Here is a 20,212-nt window from a genome sequence, read left to right as displayed (position 1 = left end):
CCTGCAGTGTAACGCCTCATTTTCTCTACTGCCTCTTCTGAAGGGCTCATATCGGACGGCCTGTGCGCTGATCCCGCGCGCCAGCCTCTTGACGGTATAAATGTGGGCATGTAAAATCTCAACGTTAATTGATCTCAGTGCGACTACTGATGGATCGTTGTAGTGTCCCTATATTGCACGGCACACTACGTCAGGATTTACGTAGGATGATCAGTCATCCTGAGAGAGAAGATGGCATGTTAGTTTTATCTCGTAAGAAAAATGAGAAGATCGTAATCGATGAAAACATCGTGATTACGATTGTCGAAATTCGCGGCGACAAAGTGCGTCTGGGGATTGAAGCGCCCCGCGAAGTACCCATTCATCGTAGCGAAGTTTATGAAGCAATTCAGAACGAACAGAATTCGGTTTCAGGATCTGAGAATGATGCTTCCGAGTTACTGCAGTAACCTTGCTGTGCATCTATGAATACTAGAAGGCCGCTTCACAGCGGCTTTTTTTAGCGACTGATTTCAGCCCGATTCCATCCAGCTGGCGTATTCCAGTTTTTTTTCAGAGAACCTGAATTCTATTAACGCCGTCCGCTTGACTTATCCGATGGAAAGCTTAGATTACTAATCTCGTCGGCCCCATCGTCTAGTTAGGCCCAGGACATCGGGTTTTCATCCCGAAAACAGGGGTTCAAATCCCCTTGGGGTCAGATTTGAAAACAGCGATCATTCGAAAGAATGGTCGCTGTTTTTTTTGCGCACTGCCTCTTGAATCTCGGGGGTGGTTTGTTGTCTGATTTCGGCTGCATGGATCTGAATCCGCCGAACCGCTTCTGCGATTTGTGTCATGCTCTCTGCCTCAGAAAGCAGGATAGGGTGGTGTAGAACTATCATTCGCAGATCACATTCAGAGGCGACAGAGAGTTCGTCAGCCTGCAGGTAGCGTCGACGGCTGTGGATCGCGTGCAGAGCCCTGAAGCCTGGGAACAGGGCAATTCCCTCGGCTTGCATTGCGAGGCAGAACAGCTCGCGTGGGAGGCCCTCAAATCGCTCTGAGTCATACCAGAGCGCCAGCTTGTAATATCCTGGCTGCGAAGCATGCGCAGAATTGAGCCGGTGGTTCTCAAGGCTGGTCAGTCCTGAGTCACTGCCCAGCTTTCTGATGAGGTGTGTCACGTTATCCTGTCGTAACTGGTTTTGCGTGGGCAGCTGGTCCAACTGAGGAATTAAAAGGCCGGCCTGCAGTTCAGAGAGCGGATAGGCGTCATTGCCCCGAAAGGAATAGAGTCGGATCCGCTGGGCGATCTGTGGTGAGGATGTCAGTACAGCTCCCCCTCGCCCTGCGGTCAATAATTTACTACCTCCGAAGCTGAGGGTACCAATCTCGCCCCAACTGCCCGCTGTGCGGCCTTCAATCATTGCTCCCGGGACCTGGCAGGCATCTTCAATTACTGGGATGCCACGGGCTGCAGCGAGAGCTGTCAGAGCCCGCATGGGGACTAATCCTCCATGCAGGTGTGAAACCAGAATGCAGCGTGTGGCAGGTGTGATCGCCTGTTCTACCAGTTCGATATCGAGATTGCCGTTGCGGCGATCCACGTCGACCAGCATTGGTGTCGCGTCTACCGTCAGGATATTTTTAAAATTCCCTTCAAAGTCATAAGCGGCGAGGATGACTTCATCTCCCGGTCCAACATTCAGCCCTCGTAGCGCGAGTTCGATGGCGACAGTACCACTGGAACAGAGCAGGGCTACGTCTTTTTGATGCAGCTCACACAGTCGCTGCTGCAGTTCTTTCGTCCAGGGGCCATGGTATTTCCCCCAGAGGCCTGTCTTCTGGGCCTCCTGTAATACCTGGGTGGTGGCTGCGCTCGGGAAAGGCCAGGCTGGTGGACCTGCAGGCAGACAGGGAATGCCGCCGAGGATCGCTGGTTTTTCGCTGAAGGGGCTGTTCACGAGCATGGTTCTACACTCTAATATTTAAACAGGAAGACGCAAAACGTAAATAACATACTGTTATACTTAAGAACGTTAGAGTATGATGGTGTCAATCTTCGGTGCTCTGATTCATGTATCAGGTTACCAGGTTGAATCAGAAATTCGTCTGAAATCCAGCATACTCGTATTGGCAGGTGAAACCAAGATGTCACATCAAATCAAATTTATCATGGTGGGTGGGTTTTTAGGAGCAGGAAAAACCACCACGCTCGGACGGTTGGCAAAACATTACACAAATCAGGGATTGAACGTTGGTGTGGTTACCAACGATCAGGCGGCTGATCTGGTTGATACGAACTCACTGCGTTCCCAGGGGCTGAATGTCGGAGAAGTCGCAGGTGCCTGTTTCTGCTGCCATTTTAATTCGCTGATGGACACCATTGGCGAACTTGGTTCACAACAGAGGCCTGACGTAATTCTGGCCGAACCGGTCGGCAGTTGCACCGACCTGGTAGCCACTGTGATTCAGCCGATCAAGCAGTTGTACGATGCCGATTTCAAAATCCAACCTTATGCCGTGCTGATGAAACCCAGTCATGGTCTGAAAATTCTGAAAAATGAGCAGGGTTCCGGGTTCTCACCGAAGGCGGCGTATATTCTGAAGAAGCAGCTGGAAGAGGCAGATCTGATTCTCATCAATCGGATCGATGAATTATCTGAAGAGGCCGTGGAAGAACTGACAACGCTGGTCAATGAACAGTTTCCCGGAACACCTGTCCTGAGGACATCCGCTCTGACGGGGGCAGGCTTTGAAGGATTGGTCGAATTTCTGGAACAGGAAGGTGATTTCGGCGGTAAAATTCTGGACATTGATTATGATATCTATGCGGAAGGTGAAGCAGAGCTGGGCTGGTTAAACAGCAGCGTGCATGTTTCAGCTGAGACGGAGTTCTCCCTGGATCAGCTGTTGCTGGATGTGATCAGTCAGCTGCAGACTTCGTTCCGCGAACAGGGGGTAGAGACCGCTCACCTGAAAGTGATCGGTTTGTGGGAAGGATTTTTTGGTGTCTCGAACCTGGTCAGTAACGACAGTGAACCGAAGCTGTCACTGGCATCCGACTGTACGGTCAAGGAAGTCGATCTGATTGTGAACGCCCGCGTGGCCTGCGATCCAGACGCGTTGACCGAGCAGGTCATGAAGGTTCTGGAGCAGTGTGCCGGGGCTTTGAATGCGAAGCTGGAGTTCAATCAGACTCAGAGTTTCCGCCCAGGTCGACCGGTGCCCACCCATCGGTATGCAACGCCCAAGTAATTCCTGCAGGTTCCGGACGGGGCCGGCAGGGTCGGCTTCAGTTCGGGGATGTGATGTCTGAGTTAAGTGATCTGTTTGACGCTGGTCGACGGCAGCGGTTTCGACGTGGACTGCAGGCCTGGTATGTGGTCCATCAGCGGGATCTTCCCTGGCGGAATATTGACGATCCCTACAAAGTCTGGATCAGCGAGATCATGTTGCAGCAGACCGTTGTTGCTGCGGTGATCCCCTATTTCGAAAAGTTTATGGATCGCTTTCCCGATGTGCAGACTCTGGCTGCTGCGGAAGAGGGTGAAGTGCTGCAATACTGGGAGGGGCTGGGTTACTACAGTCGCGCTCGGAACATTCATAAAGCGGCTCGGGTGATTACCGAGGAGCGCGACGGCGCCTTTCCGCGGGACGTCGATGGTCTGCAGGCGCTACCTGGAATCGGCAGATATACCGCTGGGGCCATCTGTTCGTTCGCCTATGATCAGCGGGCACCGATTGTAGAGGCGAATACGCTCCGCCTGTATTCGCGTTTAATCGGGCTGGAGTTGGATCCCCGCTCAAAATCCGGACAGGAGCAGTTGTGGGAATTCGCAGAGTTGATTCTGCCTCGCAAAGCACCGGGAGCGTTTAACCAGGCGTTGATGGATTTGGGGAGTCTGGTTTGTACGCCTCAGAATCCACAGTGTGCTGAGTGTCCGGTGAGTGCCTGTTGTGAAGCATTTCTCACGCAGCGACAGCAGCAGATTCCGGTTCCTAAAGCGCGGCCAGTGATTACTCCTCTGACGGATGCTTCGATCGCCGTTTTCGATGGGCAGAACGTTCTGATTCGACAGCGGACAGCAGGCGAGCGCTGGGCGGGGCTCTGGGATTTTCCCAGATTCACTCTGGAAGAATTGAATGGTACTCCGCATCCGGCTGCCCCCCGTAAGAAATCCTCCCGGGAGCAGTTGCTGTTCGATGAGGAAATGGAAGCGGGTAGCAACATCGCGGAAATTCCGGAGGGGTTGAACGCGTCTGTCATTCCTCAGTTGGAGGCGTATGTGCGCGAGCACTCAGGCGTGGCGGCTTCGATTCGTCATTTCGCTCAGGAGATCCGTCACAGTGTGACGCGATACAAGATTCGGCTGTTGTGTTTTATCGCCGAGGTTGAAGCGGACGAAGCTCTGGAGTCGTCCGAATATCGGTGGGTGCCTGTGAGTGAATTGGGCGAATATCCCCTGTCAGTCACGGGGCGAAAGTTTGCGCAGCTGCTGGCCGGGCAGGTAGGGAGCTGACCGCATCGGTTTGGGGCGGCGCGTAAAAAATCCCCATTCTCAAAATTGCCTGAGATTGAGAATGGGGAAAACGCATTTGACTCAAGAGAAGAAAGCGGCATCCGTGCCAAAAAAGCCTTCCATGGAAATAGACTTTAGGTTTACCGGATGTGATGGGGGTACTGAATGAGTCGCTCCCTCTCCCGTAGTCAAAGACGCTGAAGGTCTATATGTATCGTAGATCGATTGTGGATTAACCAGAGAGCTCTTTGAAGAGTGTGCCGAATTCAGGCATGTCCTGTTCGAGCAGATTCTGCCAGGCCGAGAGATTCCAGATTTCAACGCAGATCACTGCGCCAACAATCATGACCTCCTGGTTGGGTTGGACTCCCAGAAACTCGCGAAATCCTTCCGGAATTGTGCAGCGAGAACGATTGGCCAACTGAATCGTGCGGTTCCGGGTCGACAGCAGTCGCCCCAGACGTTGCACTTCATCCCAGCGATTCTCCAGGCGATGAGCCTGAATCTTCTGTTTGATCAGGTCAACTCCCTGATCATGTCTGGATTGCCAGTCGGAGGCTTTCCAGAGACTGAGGCAGCCAGCACGCTCTTTGGTGAGCATCGTTTCCCCAGATTCGTCAGTCACAGCTTGAGCCATATCAGCAGGGAGCGAAATCCGGAAACGGTCGTCGACCGTCCGTTTGATCTCTCCTGTGATAAAAGTTTCACCGCTCATAGTCAGCCTGACGAAACAGGGGTGATTAAACCCGATTTGCAGCAATCTTGAATGATTTCAATATTGTACTGGGCGGATAACCCACAATCAACTAGTTATCAAAGATCAATTGGGCAGGAAACCCACTAAGAACCGAATTTACCGTTCGCAATTCAAAAAGGCAATCACTGATTGTCTGATTCTCCTGATTTTGTCAATTTTTCTGTCTGACGCTGATATGAGTGTTTTTCCCGCTCTGAGAATTATTGGGTGAAGTGTAACGCTTGTAAGCGAGGTGGGCCTGTGCAGGCTGAATGAGAAGGGAAGTCGATACGACAGTGGATGGAAGCGTGTTGAGTGTGTATTGCGGAACTTTAGCATGACTTGAAATAAAAAAAGCGACCTCCGAAATCAATTCGGAGGTCGCCTGTTGATCATTCACTTGAGAGACGACTGTAGCCGTCGGTGAATCTTAATACTCACGGTGCTTCAGGATACCCGGCAGTGGAACGGGATACGATCCGTCGGCACGAGCAATCACTGGTGCGGGCGAGTCCATGGTCAGTTTATCTACATCGGGAGCGAACTCCTGTTTGCAATTCAACATTTCATCGTAGGTAACGATCTGCCCTGTGTGGGCTGCCATACGACCCATGGCGGTAACCAGGCTGGCTTCCGCACCACGCTGAACTTCGTTATAAGGTTGATCCTCACGAATGGCGGTAATCAGATCGTCCCATTCGATCTGATACGGGTTCGGCTCAGGCTGCGGGAATTCCCAGAGAAGATTGTCCTTATCCTCATTGTAGCCTTTGTAGATCCGGGGTTTCGCCGGGTGGTGTGCCGAGGTTGAGATGACTGCCAGTCCCTTGGTACCGTGAGCAAAGCTGGCAAACTTCTGGCGACAGCCGGGAATCGTACGACCGCGCAGGAAGAGTTTGGTTCCATCGGCGAACGTGTATTCGACGCTGTAATTGTCGAAGTTCTGGTCGACGTTATCGCCCCGGTAATGGCGTCCCCCCGATCCATCGGCTTGAACCGGCCAGGCATCTTTCATCCAGCAGCTTTCGTCGATGTTGTGGATCAGGAAGTCACTGTATCCACCACCGCTGGCCCAGAGGAAACCATGGAAGCGGGAGATCTGATACAGGAGTTCGCTTTTCATGTCAGGCGGCTGGGGGCCGGTGGCAGCAGAACCGGTGAGACCTGCCATACGATAGGCCCGCAGTTCGAGGACATCACCGATCTGACCATCTTTGATGCGATCATAAAGTTCCTGGCGTGCTTTACAGTGCCGGCACATCAGACCGACGCCGACCTTGAGGTTCTTCTCAACAGACTTTTTGCCAAGCTCAAGCATCTTGCGGGTACTGGGACCGTCGACGGTGATCGGTTTTTCCATGAAGACATTGATGCCTTTTTCGATGGCGTAACCGAAGTGAACCCAACGGAAAGCGGGAGGGGTGACGAGCAGAACCACATCCCCCGGGCCAAGGCAGCTGATTGCTTTCTCGTAGCCATCAAAGCCGATGAATTTCTGGCTGTCGGGAACATCGACTTTGTCGCCGTGAATTTTCTTCAGGCTGTTGTAGCTGGTATTGAGACGATGGTCGAAGACGTCTGCCATCGCGACGAGTTTAATGGGACCACTGGTGGTGGAGAGCGCATTGGAGGCAGCTCCGGTACCACGTCCGCCACAGCCAACAAGGGCGATTTTAATCGTGTTATCTTCGGCAGCATGTACGTGCGGAATAGACGTGCCTGCCAGCACAGAAGCCCCTGCAGCAAGTCGACTGGAATTCTTTAAAAATTCGCGACGTGATGAGATGTACTTGGGCGCTTCACTCATGTTGGGCTCCTTAGTTGTAGCTAATGAAGTTGAAAACAGATGGAAGGTTTATCTGACCGGCTGATTGAAAAAGGAAAGCAGAGAATCAATCGAATGACCGTTTAATGGAAAGCGGAATACAATCAGATAAAAATACGTATGATGATATCTGATTATATCAATGCGAAAGAGGCAGTTGCAACTTGTTCGTAAAGAATGTGAAGAGTTACGAAACAGGGTTTTGCGGAGAGGAAGCGATAAAAAAAGCCGAAGACTCGAGACGAGTCTTCGGCGGGTGATTACTAAGTGATCTTAATTTAAGTGGAGTCGAATCCCAGGCAGATTAGAAGTTGTAATTCGGGTTCTGCGGATCGAAGTCAGCATCGGTCAGACCAACGTTAGTGCGGATGTTGGAGTAGGTGTATTCTTCCACCAGTTCCGGTTTCGCGTTGCGACGTGTCGGCCAGTCATACTGTTCGACGCGTACGGGCAGGTTGGTTGCTTTGTCGATGTAGAGTCGGGTCATCTGGAAGCGGATTCCCTGACGCTGTTGAGGGTAGCTGGTCTGCAGAACTTTACACTGCATGTTGCCCAGTTTGGCATCCGGGAAGTATTTGACAGCAACGCCAGCATCCTGTTTCCGTTCTTCATTCCATTGTTTCAGAATCTGGTACAGCATTTTGCGAATGCCGATGGTTGTAATCGGGTAGCGGCTTTCATCCATGGCCTGCGGGCTGTTAGGCTGCAGAGAGACGGTACCGACCAGACCTTTAATGCCTGTTTCGTGTGCGAGGATCTGGTTTCCATTGCGACCATGGAAGTAGATCACTTCACGTCCTTCATGAGGATTGAGGAAGTTCAGATAGACACTGAGTGGTTTTTCACGAAACTTGATCTGCATCGTGTGAGTAGGCTGCATTCTGCGTCCTACTTTTTCACGTTTGATGAAGGTCCCCTGAAAGTCTTTGATGTCAGCCGTTGTTTCGTAGCTCTGCATTGCCAGGCGGATAGCCGGATCCAGAGCATGGCCTGAACTGGGGGTTTCAGCGTGCAGGTTATTGACCTGAGTGAGGCTGGCGGTCAGGGCGAGAGCAAGAACTCCAGTGAACGCAGCCACTTTTCCCATCTGGCGACCCAGAACGATGCGCGTTTGGTAAGCGAATTGTTTTACCATTGAATTTCGTGACTCCCTTTGTCGAAATCCACTTGTTTTGGACTGATTCCGAATGAGCACTTTTGGCGGAGGAACGGTCTCAAAACCAGTAAGAAATATATAGATCACTCTGCAGTACGGAAACGTCTGACTGAGTTTCCCTCATATGAAATGATACGGTGTTTAGATTCGATGTCGAGCAGAGATTTGAGCATTCAAAACTCTTACGGCACTGTATAAATAATCGAACCAATACACAGACCGTAATAAATCAGATCACGTGTTCTCTTGGTTTTTTGATAAATTGTCAAGACAGATTCTTTAGATTGACTCGTCGTCATCTAAGTTTGTGAGCTTTTTATTCTGCCTGGAGTTGACGGGCTTCCTATTTTAACATGGGGCGAGGGGTGTTAAGATACATGATTCTTTGAAGATTTGCCGAATTCAACAGATTTTCAGAAACTTCAATTGTTGGAATTAAGGCAATTCTGTATGATTCGCGACCTTGAAACTGACCAGAAACATTTCAAAAAATGCTGATCTGCCTCAGGAATTCAGAAGCCAGTCTAACAACCGGGCCCCACAGCGAAGGCGAATTTCTGACCAGATCAATTGTGGTTAACCAGGAAGGTTTCTGTTAACCAGACACATTGAGAACAAGGAGTGTTCCCATTGTTCCGATCGGATCTGATCCGATAGCGTGATTGCGAACATGGAGGAGAAACGCAAATGCGCTCCAAAACGAATGACTTTTTTTCGACGATTCTAGTGTTAATCCCATTGGTGGCTGTACCGATGCTGGCCATCTTCGGGATTCCGGAAATCGCTCCTGTGAAAAAGTCTGCTCTCAATGAAAATGACCTCTTCAACCAGGAAGACTCTACGCAGTCTCCCTTTGAGGAAATCTCTTTCGACTCTTCTTCCCATGAAATCGATCTGGGTGGCGAAGGTAGTTTGAATGGTGCCGCTGGCAATGGTCAGTCCGCACAGAATCCGTTTGGTAACACAGCCTCCCAGTCTCCCCGGCGAAGTCGACGCGATGACGAGTGGCTGCCACCTGCGGGGGCGCTGGATGGCTGGGAACTGGAACCATCTGCACAAAAACGCGAGCCCGGTCAGGAAATGGCAGGGTTGAACCCTCCGGCTGATTTTCCTGGTGAAGCACAGATGCAGGACAACCGGGAACCGAATCCAATACAACAGGCCGGCTTTGATGGTCAGTCTGAGTTCGCACCAGGTGTTGAGAATGCACTGGGGCAGGAACTTCAGCAGTTTGAAAGCCAGGCGAATACTGCCAATCCATTTGACACACCGCAGCAGCCATCCGCCATTCAGCAGGCTGCAGCCCAGGAACCAGTACGCGAAGTAGATCCCCAGTTCCGGCAGCGAGCCGAACTGATGCTCAGACGGGATCCCGCAACCTGGAGTGCCGCAGTTCAGAAGTTGAACGAACTGGGCATTCGCGATTATCGTCTTGAACCCGGTGTCCGCCCTGACGAATTTCTCTTCAGCTGTTCCTATTCACCACCACAGAATCCGCGGATTTCCAGAAGGTTCGAAGCAGAAGCACTCGATCCTTTGAAAGCCGTGATCAAAGTATTGCAGCAGGTGGATGAGTGGAACCGTCAGCAGTAAGCTGCCACCGAAACGGAAATCAAAAACAGGCCCGCTCTGAAATCGGATCAGAGCGGGCCTGTTGCATTATGGGGTTAGCAGGAACTTATGAAGCTGACAGATCAGGCTTCGTTTTTCTTCTGCTGTTGTTTCCGCTTTTTAGCTTCCATTTTTTTACGAAGCTCTTTGGATGTGGGTGGCGCTTTGCGTTTCAACTCACGTTTTTTCTCGACAGCGCGATTGCCTTTTTCAACCTGACCACACAGATCAGCCAGTGACTTCTCGACGTCCTGCTGCCGATAGGATGATCCAGCAGTCCAGGCACGGCAACTGGTGTGCCCCTGGACTTCATAGCTCTGATCCAGGCTGCGAATCGCGTGGCTGAATTCAACCAGTTCATCATTAATGGCGGTGGAAGCAGCGCTCAGGCCGACAGTGGCACCGATGACTCCGACCGTTCCCAGCATGACCAGCTCGGCTGACATGACCAGACCGGCTTCATCGCGCCAGAAGTTCGTTAACAGTTTCATGATAGACCTCTCAGAAAGTGGTGACAGTTTCTTGAGAGTGAGGTGAGAGTGAGTTCCGCCTGTTCCGATTGTAGTGATTATTCGGGTTAAACGGATTGTATCGATTTTCCTGCTAATGTAAATATAGGTAATATAAAAAGTGTGAATAAGTGTGTTTCTTTTGCGTGTAAATGCTGTAAGTCTCTATTTTATAGTGTGATATGGAGAATTACCTGCTGATCTGCAAAGGATGACACCGCTTTGGGAGCTGATCAGGCAGCTAGTTTGATTGCATCATGTCAGGAGTACTTCAAGGAGAAGAAGCCTGGCTTAGCTGGCATGCAGCGACTGATTGGACCCCGGGGCACGTTTCAGTCAGAGCACAGCAGTGATGCATTCAGGAGAAATTCCCGGGACTGAATCCCTTTATACTTGCCTGTTAAGGTCATTCGGGACATGATCGTACCGATCAAAGATCCGACAAATACGGTATTTAGCAACAGAGCAGGAGAAGGGTTTAACGAGTATGTCCTCACAACAATCGCCACTCAGCATTGGTATTCGTCTCTCAATTATGATGTTCCTGGAGTTCTTCGTCTGGGGAGCCTGGTATGTAACCGTTGGTAACTACATGGGAGCCAACGGAATGGGGGATGCGATTTACTGGGCATACACTGTGGGTCCGATCGCGGCGATCGTCTCACCTTTTATCCTGGGTATGGTTGCAGACCGCTTTTTCTCTTCCGAACGCGTCCTGGCCGTGCTGATGGTCATCGGCGGTGCTGCACTCTATTATGCTCCGCATGTAGTAGGACCTGATGGGGAAGGGAGCAAAACATTCATCCTGTTACTTCTGTTACACATGTTGTGTTACATGCCGACCCTGGGGCTGACCAATACAATCGCTTTTTCGCATCTCAAGAATCAGGAAGTCTGGTTCCCGCTGGTCCGTGTTTTCGGAACCCTGGGCTGGATTGTCGCTAACGTCGTGGTCAGTAAATTCATGCAAGCCGACATGACTCCCAAGCCACTGTTCGTGGCTGGTGGAGCTGCAGTGCTGATGGGGATTTACAGTCTGACCCTGCCACACACTCCGCCACCGTCTAAAGGTAAAGAAATTTCAATTCGGGATATTCTCGGACTGGATTCGCTGGCCCTGCTGAAAGATCGATCTTTTCTGGTCTTCATGGTCAGCTCACTGCTGATCTGTATTCCCCTGGCAGCTTATTACGCTTACGCACCGGTGTTTGTCGCCGATGCCGGTATTGCGAACCCTGCATTTAAGATGTCCTTCGGTCAGATGTCCGAAGTGTTGTTCATGGTGCTGATGCCCTTCTTCTTCAAATTCCTGGGAGTGAAACGCATGCTGCTGTTCGGCATGTTCGCCTGGGTTGTCCGTTATGGCCTGTTTGCTGCTGGAGCCACTGATGGTGTTGTCTGGATGATTGTCATCGGGATTCTGCTGCACGGTATCTGTTATGACTTCTTTTTTGTAACAGGGCAGATCTATGTCGATCAGAAAGCGGGACCCTCAATTCGTGCTCAGGCCCAGGGCTTTCTGGTATTCGCGACTCAGGGAGTTGGGATGTTGCTGGGGGCACTGATCAGCGGAAACCTGATCAATACGATTGTGACCGGCGAAGGAGCAGCCAAACTACAGAACTGGAAAGAGTTCTGGATCATTCCGACCGTAGCAGCGCTGGTGATTATGGTCCTGTTCTTCCTGTTGTTTAAGGATTCTCCACAGGCACCTCAAGAAGTCAGCGAAGAAGATGTCGCGAAGGCCGCTGGTGCCGAAGAGATGGTCTAAGCTACTGATTGGATCTCAATCTGAAATGGAAAACGCCCGCTGGCTAAGAGCTCCAGCGGGCGTTTTTGTTTGTCAGTAAGCTAACTTTACGGGCCTTTACCGTCCGGGAACCGGTGCTGCCTGCAGGCGAACAGGAGTCATGGATTCGACGAGGATGTATTCCCCGCGTAAATCATTTCGGAACCAGCGTTTGCCAGTCACGCCGATTGCGCGACCCTGTACGGCGTCCAAATTGATCTGAGGAGAGACCGGCTGCAGATAGGCCAGAAAGCGTCCGTCCGGGGCAACCAGAGCATGTGTTGGCATCCCACGGCTGATATTGGACAGACGGCGTACGATCCCCGCTCCTGAGAACTGAGGTTGAGCCGGCTGAGAAGGCTGCTGCATCTGAGGCTGGGGGACAGTTGGCGTTGGTGCACTCGGTTGTGGCAGTGGTGGAGTCGGCTGGCTCGGGATGACTGGTTGACTGGGAGCAGCAGGCTGCCCGGGAATCATGGAATCAGCAGGTTCGGGAGTGGGGGGGAGCAGTCCGTTCTCTCCCACTGGAACTTCCGGTGAGGGATAGCGATTCGTTTTGTTCTGGTCCGGAGCCATCGAGACCAGTTCTGCATCCCGCTTGCTGGTTTCTTCTGCCAGCTTCAGGAAGTCCTTGTACTCTTCTTTGACTTTGCGATAACGATTGACGGCATCAATGCGGAGATCGATCTTACTGGCGATAGCCGGAAGTTTGATTTCCTGCTGCAGAGTTTTATAGTCCTGCTCCAGGCCATCCAGATCCCAGCTCGTCGGTTCGGCTTCAATCATCGCCCGGAACTGAGTGTCGATGGTTTTGATCGCGTCCTTGGCGGCAGCGATTTCGTCAACTTGAGGAACACTCCGCCGGGCAGAGCCATCGGTGGGAGTTTGAATCTGTTCCCGATTCGGAGCAGCTGGCGTCTTGATTTCGGGCATACCCTGGCTGAAGGGATCAGCGTCATTCTGAGCGATCGGCGAATCAATGATTGCCGGGGTACTCTTCCCAGGCTGATATTCGTCTGTGGGGAGCAACAGGTGTCCTTCAACCCAGCGCCATTCGCCAACGGGAGGTTTGATGCGATACATCAGCACATTACCAAATTCCGTTTGAACATTTTTGCTGTCCAGAATGGTGATTTCATCATTTTTTGAGAGTCGGATCTGCTCGACTTCCCGCGATTCATCAAAGGCACTTCCGACCCGGACGACGACGCCGTTTTCAGTCACGCGTCCCCGATTGCCGTTGAGTTTCTGTACATGTTCTGCACGAACCCAGCTGAAACTTCCCTGGGGAGGGGCGATCATAAACCACCCACCCGGATCGTGGCGGTGTACGGTGACGCGGTTGCCCCGTTTGAGTTTGAGCGTCGGATAATAGCGACGTCCATTGCCGCTGCGAACCAGGGCTTCGTCTGCATTGACGACCGCTTCGTAGGGAAAGGTCCGTTTTTTCGCAAAAACATCGTCAGCCAGGCTGAGGAACAGCCCTGTCATTAATATAGGTGTCAGGATCCAGCGGTCTAACGGACACATGGAATAAGCCTCCGTGCTGACTTTTTTACAGCCCATTTGAAAGGTATAAGGTGAGTTGTCGCGAGTGTTTGAGGACAACCAGAATTGTTTGGGAAATACGAATCGGGGGCGATTCATATCGGGGAAAGGTTGAAATTGAGAATTGAAAGAGGTGCGTGTGATAATTCAAACGCCATTTCAAGGCAAGACCAAAAACCGAGTGACTGGAACTGCGCAGGGACCTGCGACGAAAAACCCGAAATCGGTTTGTAAATTGAGCGTGAAAGCGGATTTTTTCGTATTGACCTGATTTTAAAACTATGCAAAATTACCGTTCTCTCGATGCGGGCAGTCGGAAAAATATGAGATGTTTTCCACTGAACGCGATAGTTAAACTTACATTTCCATGATGTACGGGTTCCGTGAAGGTCTCCTGAAAACGTGAGACGGAATCGGGCCTGATTCAGAAAATCTATTTTCGTTTGATTGCCACTACGGACAGTGGTCCATTCTGCAAAGGAGTGCTTCGGTCGTGAAAAAATTAATGACATCTGCTACAGTTCTTGCTATTGTTGGTTGCTTTGCCTGTTTCACCGAAACAGCATCTGCACAAAACAATGCTCCCAGCAAGACCTCTTCTGTGGTACACAAAGTGGGCCTGATTGATATGGCTCATGTGTTCAAGAACTACGAGAAATTCACCGCCCTGCGTGAAGAGCTCAAAACTGAAATTCAGCAGAGCGATGCCAAAGCGAAAGCCATGGCAGAGCAGATTCAGGCTGTTCAGAAAGAGATGCAGGATTTCAAACAGGGCAGCCCTGAGTACCTGGCTCGCGAAAAGCAGCTGGCCCAGGCCGCTTCCGACTTCGAAGCATTCCGTAAAGTAGCACAGCGTGATTTTCTGCGGAAAGAATCCCGGATCTATCACACCATTTACATGGAAGTGACTGAAACGGTTCAGAAGTACGCAAAGATCTACAACTACACTCTGATCATGCGGTTTAATCGTGAAAGCCTCGACACCGATGATCCCAAGAAACTGATCCAGGGTATGAATCGCCAGGTGGTATTTCATCGTGCTGACGATGACATCACTCTGTCCGTTCTGGACTACCTGAACCGCAACTACAAGAGCCAGGCAGGAGCTGCCGGTGGTTCTGCTACTCGTCCGACTCCCGGTAAAACCCGGCAGTAGTAGAGACGGGTTCTCATGCACTCCTCAAACGGATGCAGCGCAGGTCTGAATCTGCCTGCATCCTTTTTGTGGTTGTTTCAGTGCACCAGGATCATCTTTCTTTTTGAAGGAGCAGCCCATGCGAACTCGCCAACAGAGAACGCTGGCCAGATCAGTACAGTGTAGCGGAGTGGGGATCTTCACAAACTCTGATGTGAAAATTCGCTTTTTCCCCGCACCGGAAAATCATGGAATCCAGTTTGTCCGGACGGATCTGAGTGGATCCAAACCAATCCCGGCTTTGATTGAGAATGCCGTCTTTCGGCAGCGGCGGACTGCGATTGAATTCGAGGACGCTTCCGTCGAAATGATCGAGCATGTCATGGCCGCTCTGGCAGGATTGCAGATCGATAATTGCCGCATCGAGATCAATGCTCCCGAGGCTCCCTGTTTTGATGGTTCCGCGCTGGAACTGTCAGAGGAGTTTCTGGAAGCGGGAATCGTAGAACAGCCATTCCCCCGAAAAGTAATTTCGATTCAGCAGCCAGTGACTGTGGACAATGAGGCGGGCAGCTTTATTCAGGCCCGGCCTTTAAACCGGTCTGTCATGGCGATCGGCTACTATCTGGACTATGGCGCAAAGTCGCCGGTTGAACCTCAGTGCCTGACACTGGAAATCAATCCGGAGGTCTGGATGAACCAGTTGGCTTTTTCCCGCACGTTTGTGCTGGAAGAAGAAGTCGCAGCCATGCGTGAGCTGGGCTACGGTCAGCGGTTGAGTGCCGCCGATCTTCTGGTTCTGGGGCCGGATGGTCCCGTTGATAACGAATTAAGGACACTCGACGAATGTGTCCGACACAAAATGCTGGATTGCCTGGGAGATTTTGCTCTGCTGGGCTGTGACCTGCACGGTTATTTCAGCGCAAATCAGTCGGGGCACGCTCTGAATCGAGAGCTGATCCGGCAGATCAGGTTAACGCATCAATCCACGGAATCCGAAACAGCCTGGAAGGTTGCTTAAAAAGTATTGATTCAGCTGCTGAGCAGCTATTCCATCTCACTCTGGTATGTCACTGACTGCAGACTTTTTAGGACGTCAACACACATGGCGACAAGTATCTCAAATCTCTCCTACGTCGATCCCCAGGCAGAAATTGGAGAGGATGTGACAATCGGTCCGTTCTGTTTTGTGGGACCGGATGTCAAAATTGGGAATGGGACTGTACTGGACAGTCATGTTTCCATCACGGGACATACTACAATTGGCGAACGAAATCGTTTTTTCCCGACATCAGTCATTGGCAGCGAGCCACAGGATGCCGGCTATCATGGTGCTCCCACCCGATTGATTATCGGTGACGACAACCTGTTTCGAGAAGGATGCACGATTCATCGCGGCGCCGAAAAAGAAGACCACTGCACACGCATTGGCAATCGAAATACATTCCTGTGTAATTCTCATGTCGCGCACAACTGCCGGATCTTTGATGATGTGACACTCGTCAACGGCGTGCTGCTGGGCGGACATGTGCATGTGCACGACCGGGCGATTGTTTCCGGAAACACGGTCGTCCATCAGTTCTGTACGGTAGGAACGCTGGCCTTCGTCAGCGGCGGTGCCCGGGCCACGATCGACGTGCCTCCCTTTATGATCTGCACGGGCTCCGATGATTTTCGCGTGCGGTTTGTCAACCTGGTTGGCATGCAGCGTGCGGGAATTTCGGAGAGCTCAATTGCAGTCATCCGCAAAGCGTACCGTCTGTTCTATCGCAAGAATAAAAAACTGGACGAAGTCCGCGAAATTTTCAGTCAGGAACTGGAGGGTGTAATGCCTATGGCATTGCAGACTCTGTTTAATCATTTTGAAGGAATTCAGGGGAGTAAAGCGGGACGAGGACGCGAAGCAGCCGCCCGCAGCGCCAAATACGTTCCTGAAGAAAACAGTCAAGATTCAACACGGAGAGCAGCATGAGTTCATTGAACGTGGCCGTCGTCGGGGTCGGAGCTTTAGGGCGGCATCACGCCCGGATTTTAGCTGGCATGGAAGGGGTCAATCTGTGCGCAGTCGCCGATACCAATCCTGATCAGGGACAGGCCATCGCCGAACAGCATGGCACCCGCTGGGTGGCGAATTACCGTGAGCTGTTTGATTCCGTGGACGCGGTTTCTCTGGCCGTACCAACCCATGCCCATCTGGCGATCGCGGGTGAATTTCTTTCCCAGCAGATTCCCGTACTGGTCGAAAAACCAATCGCCTGTAACCTGGCAGAAGCAGAAGAACTGGTGCAGATTGCAGAAGCGAATCAGACTCTTTTGCAGATTGGTCATGTCGAGCGTTTCAATCCGGCAACCCAGGCTGCTTTCCAGCGCTGTCCGCAACCACGCTTCATTCGCAGCGAACGTGTCAGCCCTTACACTTTCCGTTCAACTGATATCGGTGTGATTCACGACCTGTTGATTCATGACATTGACCTGGTACTGTCCGTCGTCCAGTCTCCGCTGCAAAGCGTGGAAGCGTTTGGCATCTCAGTGATGGGCGAACATGAAGACGCCGTTCAGGCGCGGCTGCGATTCCAGAATGGATGTATTGCCGACCTGACTGCCAGCCGGATCTGTCCGGTAGCGAAACGGACCATGCAGCTCTGGGGCGTTTCCGGATGCGTGACCGTTGACTTCACCAGCCGGGAAGTCAACTCCTATCGACCTTCCGAAACTCTGCTGTACGGCACTCCTCCCCTGGAGCGCGCCCGGAAAGCAGGCGTAAACCTGGAAGCATTGAAACAGGAAGTCTTCGGAACGTTTCTGAAAGTGGAGAATCCCGAAGTTTCTTCGGCAGATGCCCTGACTGCAGAGCTGAGCAGCTTTGTGGAATCGATCCGTAGTAATACAGCGCCCCTGGTAGGCGGAACCCAGGCTCTGGAAGCAATGCAGGTTGCAGAGCGAGTACTGGAAGCAGTCAATGCTCATCAGTGGGATGGAAGCCAGCAGGGACCTGTTGGCCCCTTCATCCAGTTTCCGAACGAACAACGCCGCATGGCCGGCTAGCAGGCCCCTGAAGAGGGAACTGCGTCAGCCAACCTGCGATGTTCGAGGCTTTTGAGTCGAGGTCCTCAGGCAGCTTGATCAGTCAAGCTCTTTTAATGCCTGGGCGACCTCTTCGGCGTGTCCGTTGACTTTCACTTTGGGCCAGGCTGCGGCAATCTTGCCTTCCTTGTCGATCAGGAAGGTCGCACGCTGGATCCCCATGTACTTCTTACCGTACATGCTCTTTTCTACCCACACGCCATACTTCTCAGCAATGGCATGGTCTTCGTCTGCGAGCAGGGTAAAAGGCAGCTCGAACTTGGTCGCGAATTTTTCGTGAGACTTAACCGAGTCGGGGCTGATACCCAGAATGACGGTGTCATTTTTCTTGAAGGTAGTAACCCGATCCCGGAAGTCACAGGATTCAGTGGTGCAGCCCGGAGTATTGTCTTTGGGGTAGAAGTACAGGAGTACGTTCTTTTCCCCTTTGAATTCGCTCAGGCGGACTTTGCCTTCCGGATAAGCGGGGAGAGTAAAAGCAGGAGCACGCTTGCCAACTTCAGGTACTTTGCTATCGGTAGCCATGTTGATTCCTTGATGAGGTCTGAGGGGTGAACCGGGGCAGGTTCGTAATGGCGCAATGAAGCCAGTCGGAATACGAATCAGACTGGAATGCAAAACTTCAGTCACGTGCCTGCATGATAACAGTCTGACACGGAATTTTCGACTGAGAGCCGCTGTGCAATGCGGTAGAACCTGTTTGAAATCAGGCGCGCCAGTATTGGCGATGGTACTTCGTGACCGTGTCCAGGGCCGGTTTGGCTTTGCCGTCCTGGTTAACCAGACCCGAGTGGGGAAAACGACAGTCATCCTGATCGCGGAACTGCGACCAGTAAACGCCGGTTACGGCCGGCTTGGCCAGCAGCAGGGGGAGATAAAGCTCAAGCCACTCCGACTGGGCGGCTTCACTCCAGCCGGTTTTCCACTGGCTGGCCTGGACCCGCGAGATGCTTTTGTCCCGTTCGTTGACGACCGTATCGTCACTGGGGAAAGCCAGGGTCAGGTGCAGCGGCAGGTTCAGCATGCTCCATTTGTCAATCAGTTTTGACATATCCAGCATGTCATGATGATGCGAGCCGTTCGGGAAATAACCGATGCTCAGTTCCAGGTCGATTCCGGAAAGCCCGACTCCCAGTCGGTCGATGGCATCGACGAACTGCATGGGAGAGAGCTGGTGCTGCCCCTTGGAAAGGTAATCTCCCCAGGGCTGTTCGACTCTGATGAAACACTGGATGGAGTCATCCGTCTGTTTAGCAACTTCGATGGCGCGGGCGGTGAGAGTGAGCCGGGTCTCTTCATTGAGTCCGAAGACGCCGCCGGTGTTCATGGCAGAAACCAGCGTCCAGTTTCGAATACTGCCCGTATACCGGGTGATCGCGGTCTCAATGAAATGGGAAACGATGCTCTGGAAGTTGACCATATCCAGCTTCCAGGACTCGAGCCAGTCGGGGAGTCCTTCCGGGGCGAAATCGAGCAGGCAGCCTCCACGAATCAGCAGATTGTTTTTTTCGCACCAGTCAACCTGCTGATCGCACTGGTCCCAGTTCTGCTCGCCCTCGTAGAGTTCGATGTTTTTCCAGTTCACCAGATCCACGTTGACGGCATCAAAGGCCTGGCAGATCTGAGCCCGTTCGGAACTGTCAGGAATCAGGGTTCCCAGGTTACAGCCCAGTGAAACGGGTAGTTTCAGTGACTGTGCCCGCTGATGCAGAATCGTCAGACGCTGACGTGCATAAAGCTGGACCAGCATTTCAGCTGCGGCATGCGCTTTCTGCAGGGCGAGGTCGGCGAGTTCCGAGCAGCGTTCCAGTTGATCCTGGATGACGGCCGCCTGGGAAAATGCATGGAAGGCTTCGTCGTGCAGCTTGACCAGTGCCTGGGGAATGACCAGACCGGCGATCTGCCAGTTGCTCAACTGATCTTTGAGCGTGGAAATTTTTCCACGGGCCAGTTCCAGTGAGAGAACGTAGGGTTCTTCGCGTTCTGCAAGGGAGGCAGTCCGCACGATCGGGCGGCCAAAGTCAGTGACGTGCCAGACGATATTCAGTTTGCAGCTTTGTGATGTCTGGCGGCGGAAAGTGAGAACATTTCCGTCCACCTCAATCCGCGTAGGAAACACACGTCCGTCGACGGCGTTCAGATAAGCGCGGTGAAGATCAGACCAGTCTTCAGGTACTTGAGTAGGTGCAATTAAAAAGCGCAAGTTGCCCATAAGAACGGGTCACAATCATTCTCTGATTTTAAAATTAAGAAGTTAACTTCAAGCTACTTCTCCCATTATCGCGTTTGCAGCACTGGTGGCAAGTGTAGACTC

At 52.0% G+C, this 20,212-nt stretch carries 17 protein-coding genes and 1 tRNA gene; 10 read left to right on the top strand and 8 right to left on the bottom strand.

What is annotated here, in order from left to right; genetic code table 11:
* Positions 1-236: 236 nt before the first annotated feature.
* Positions 237-449 (top strand): carbon storage regulator CsrA, encoded by a 213-nt coding sequence (gene csrA, locus F1728_RS11290; RefSeq protein ID WP_145180704.1) that lies wholly within the window; start codon positions 237-239, stop codon positions 447-449.
* 176 nt (positions 450-625) lie between these two features.
* A tRNA-Glu gene (locus tag F1728_RS11285) sits at positions 626-700 on the top strand.
* Positions 701-716: 16 nt separating this feature from the next.
* On the opposite strand, the gene F1728_RS11280 is transcribed toward F1728_RS11285, so the two are convergent.
* Complete coding sequence (locus tag F1728_RS11280) at positions 717-1,952, bottom strand: aminotransferase class V-fold PLP-dependent enzyme (RefSeq protein WP_155364190.1); 1,236 nt, start codon at positions 1,950-1,952, stop codon at positions 717-719.
* A 181-nt stretch (positions 1,953-2,133) separates the two neighbouring features.
* Between F1728_RS11280 and F1728_RS11275 the strand changes: the two genes are divergently transcribed.
* Positions 2,134-3,240 carry a GTP-binding protein gene (locus F1728_RS11275; RefSeq protein ID WP_155364189.1) on the top strand — a complete coding sequence of 369 codons (1,107 nt, stop codon included), beginning with the start codon at positions 2,134-2,136 and terminating at the stop codon, positions 3,238-3,240.
* 53 nt (positions 3,241-3,293) lie between these two features.
* Positions 3,294-4,505 carry an A/G-specific adenine glycosylase gene (gene mutY, locus F1728_RS11270; protein WP_155364188.1) on the top strand — a complete coding sequence of 404 codons (1,212 nt, stop codon included), beginning with the start codon at positions 3,294-3,296 and terminating at the stop codon, positions 4,503-4,505.
* Between the two features lie 232 nt (positions 4,506-4,737).
* Here the strand turns inward: mutY and F1728_RS11265 are convergent, their stop codons facing one another.
* The 3 genes from F1728_RS11265 to F1728_RS11255 all read right to left on the bottom strand — a co-directional run bounded on the left by F1728_RS11265 (position 4,738) and on the right by F1728_RS11255 (position 8,201).
* Positions 4,738-5,220: a division/cell wall cluster transcriptional repressor MraZ gene (locus F1728_RS11265; RefSeq protein WP_145036462.1), complete on the bottom strand. Its 483-nt coding sequence runs from the start codon at positions 5,218-5,220 to the stop codon at positions 4,738-4,740.
* A 451-nt stretch (positions 5,221-5,671) separates the two neighbouring features.
* A complete protein-coding gene (locus F1728_RS11260; protein WP_155364187.1) occupies positions 5,672-7,048 on the bottom strand; it encodes a Gfo/Idh/MocA family protein in 1,377 nt (458 codons plus the stop codon).
* 322 nt (positions 7,049-7,370) lie between these two features.
* Entirely contained in the window at positions 7,371-8,201 is an 831-nt protein-coding gene (locus tag F1728_RS11255; protein ID WP_145180712.1) for a DUF1571 domain-containing protein, read from the bottom strand.
* Between the two features lie 708 nt (positions 8,202-8,909).
* On the opposite strand from F1728_RS11255, the gene F1728_RS11250 reads away from it, so the two are divergent.
* Entirely contained in the window at positions 8,910-9,815 is a 906-nt protein-coding gene (locus F1728_RS11250) for a hypothetical protein (protein ID WP_155364186.1), read from the top strand.
* Between the two features lie 101 nt (positions 9,816-9,916).
* On the opposite strand, the gene F1728_RS11245 is transcribed toward F1728_RS11250, so the two are convergent.
* On the bottom strand, positions 9,917-10,324 hold the full coding sequence (locus F1728_RS11245; RefSeq protein WP_155364185.1) for a hypothetical protein: 408 nt from the start codon (positions 10,322-10,324) through the stop codon (positions 9,917-9,919).
* Between the two features lie 505 nt (positions 10,325-10,829).
* On the opposite strand from F1728_RS11245, the gene F1728_RS11240 reads away from it, so the two are divergent.
* A complete protein-coding gene (locus tag F1728_RS11240) occupies positions 10,830-12,113 on the top strand; it encodes a nucleoside permease (protein WP_155364184.1) in 1,284 nt (427 codons plus the stop codon).
* A gap of 96 nt (positions 12,114-12,209) precedes the next feature.
* On the opposite strand, the gene F1728_RS11235 is transcribed toward F1728_RS11240, so the two are convergent.
* Positions 12,210-13,661: a hypothetical protein gene (locus F1728_RS11235; protein ID WP_155364183.1), complete on the bottom strand. Its 1,452-nt coding sequence runs from the start codon at positions 13,659-13,661 to the stop codon at positions 12,210-12,212.
* Between the two features lie 523 nt (positions 13,662-14,184).
* On the opposite strand from F1728_RS11235, the gene F1728_RS11230 reads away from it, so the two are divergent.
* The 4 genes from F1728_RS11230 to F1728_RS11215 all read left to right on the top strand — a co-directional run bounded on the left by F1728_RS11230 (position 14,185) and on the right by F1728_RS11215 (position 17,859).
* Positions 14,185-14,835: an OmpH family outer membrane protein gene (locus tag F1728_RS11230; protein ID WP_228030662.1), complete on the top strand. Its 651-nt coding sequence runs from the start codon at positions 14,185-14,187 to the stop codon at positions 14,833-14,835.
* A gap of 118 nt (positions 14,836-14,953) precedes the next feature.
* Positions 14,954-15,835: a UDP-3-O-acyl-N-acetylglucosamine deacetylase gene (gene lpxC / locus F1728_RS11225; protein ID WP_155364182.1), complete on the top strand. Its 882-nt coding sequence runs from the start codon at positions 14,954-14,956 to the stop codon at positions 15,833-15,835.
* A gap of 84 nt (positions 15,836-15,919) precedes the next feature.
* A complete protein-coding gene (gene lpxA, locus F1728_RS11220; RefSeq protein ID WP_145180726.1) occupies positions 15,920-16,786 on the top strand; it encodes an acyl-ACP--UDP-N-acetylglucosamine O-acyltransferase in 867 nt (288 codons plus the stop codon).
* Positions 16,783-17,859: a Gfo/Idh/MocA family protein gene (locus F1728_RS11215; RefSeq protein WP_155364181.1), complete on the top strand. Its 1,077-nt coding sequence runs from the start codon at positions 16,783-16,785 to the stop codon at positions 17,857-17,859. Before lpxA ends, F1728_RS11215 begins: the two co-directional genes overlap by 4 nt.
* A 78-nt stretch (positions 17,860-17,937) precedes the next feature.
* On the opposite strand, the gene bcp is transcribed toward F1728_RS11215, so the two are convergent.
* Positions 17,938-18,423, bottom strand: coding sequence for a thioredoxin-dependent thiol peroxidase (gene bcp / locus F1728_RS11210; RefSeq protein WP_149343066.1), 486 nt, complete (start codon positions 18,421-18,423; stop codon positions 17,938-17,940).
* A gap of 181 nt (positions 18,424-18,604) precedes the next feature.
* Positions 18,605-20,110, bottom strand: a complete 1,506-nt coding sequence (locus tag F1728_RS11205; RefSeq protein WP_155364180.1) for an endo-1,4-beta-xylanase — start codon at positions 20,108-20,110, stop codon at positions 18,605-18,607.
* Positions 20,111-20,212: the final 102 nt, after the last annotated feature.

It is taken from the genome of Gimesia benthica, assembly GCF_009720525.1.
GTDB classification, from domain to species: domain Bacteria; phylum Planctomycetota; class Planctomycetia; order Planctomycetales; family Planctomycetaceae; genus Gimesia; species Gimesia benthica.
This window is presented reverse-complemented; position numbering and strand designations above follow the sequence as displayed.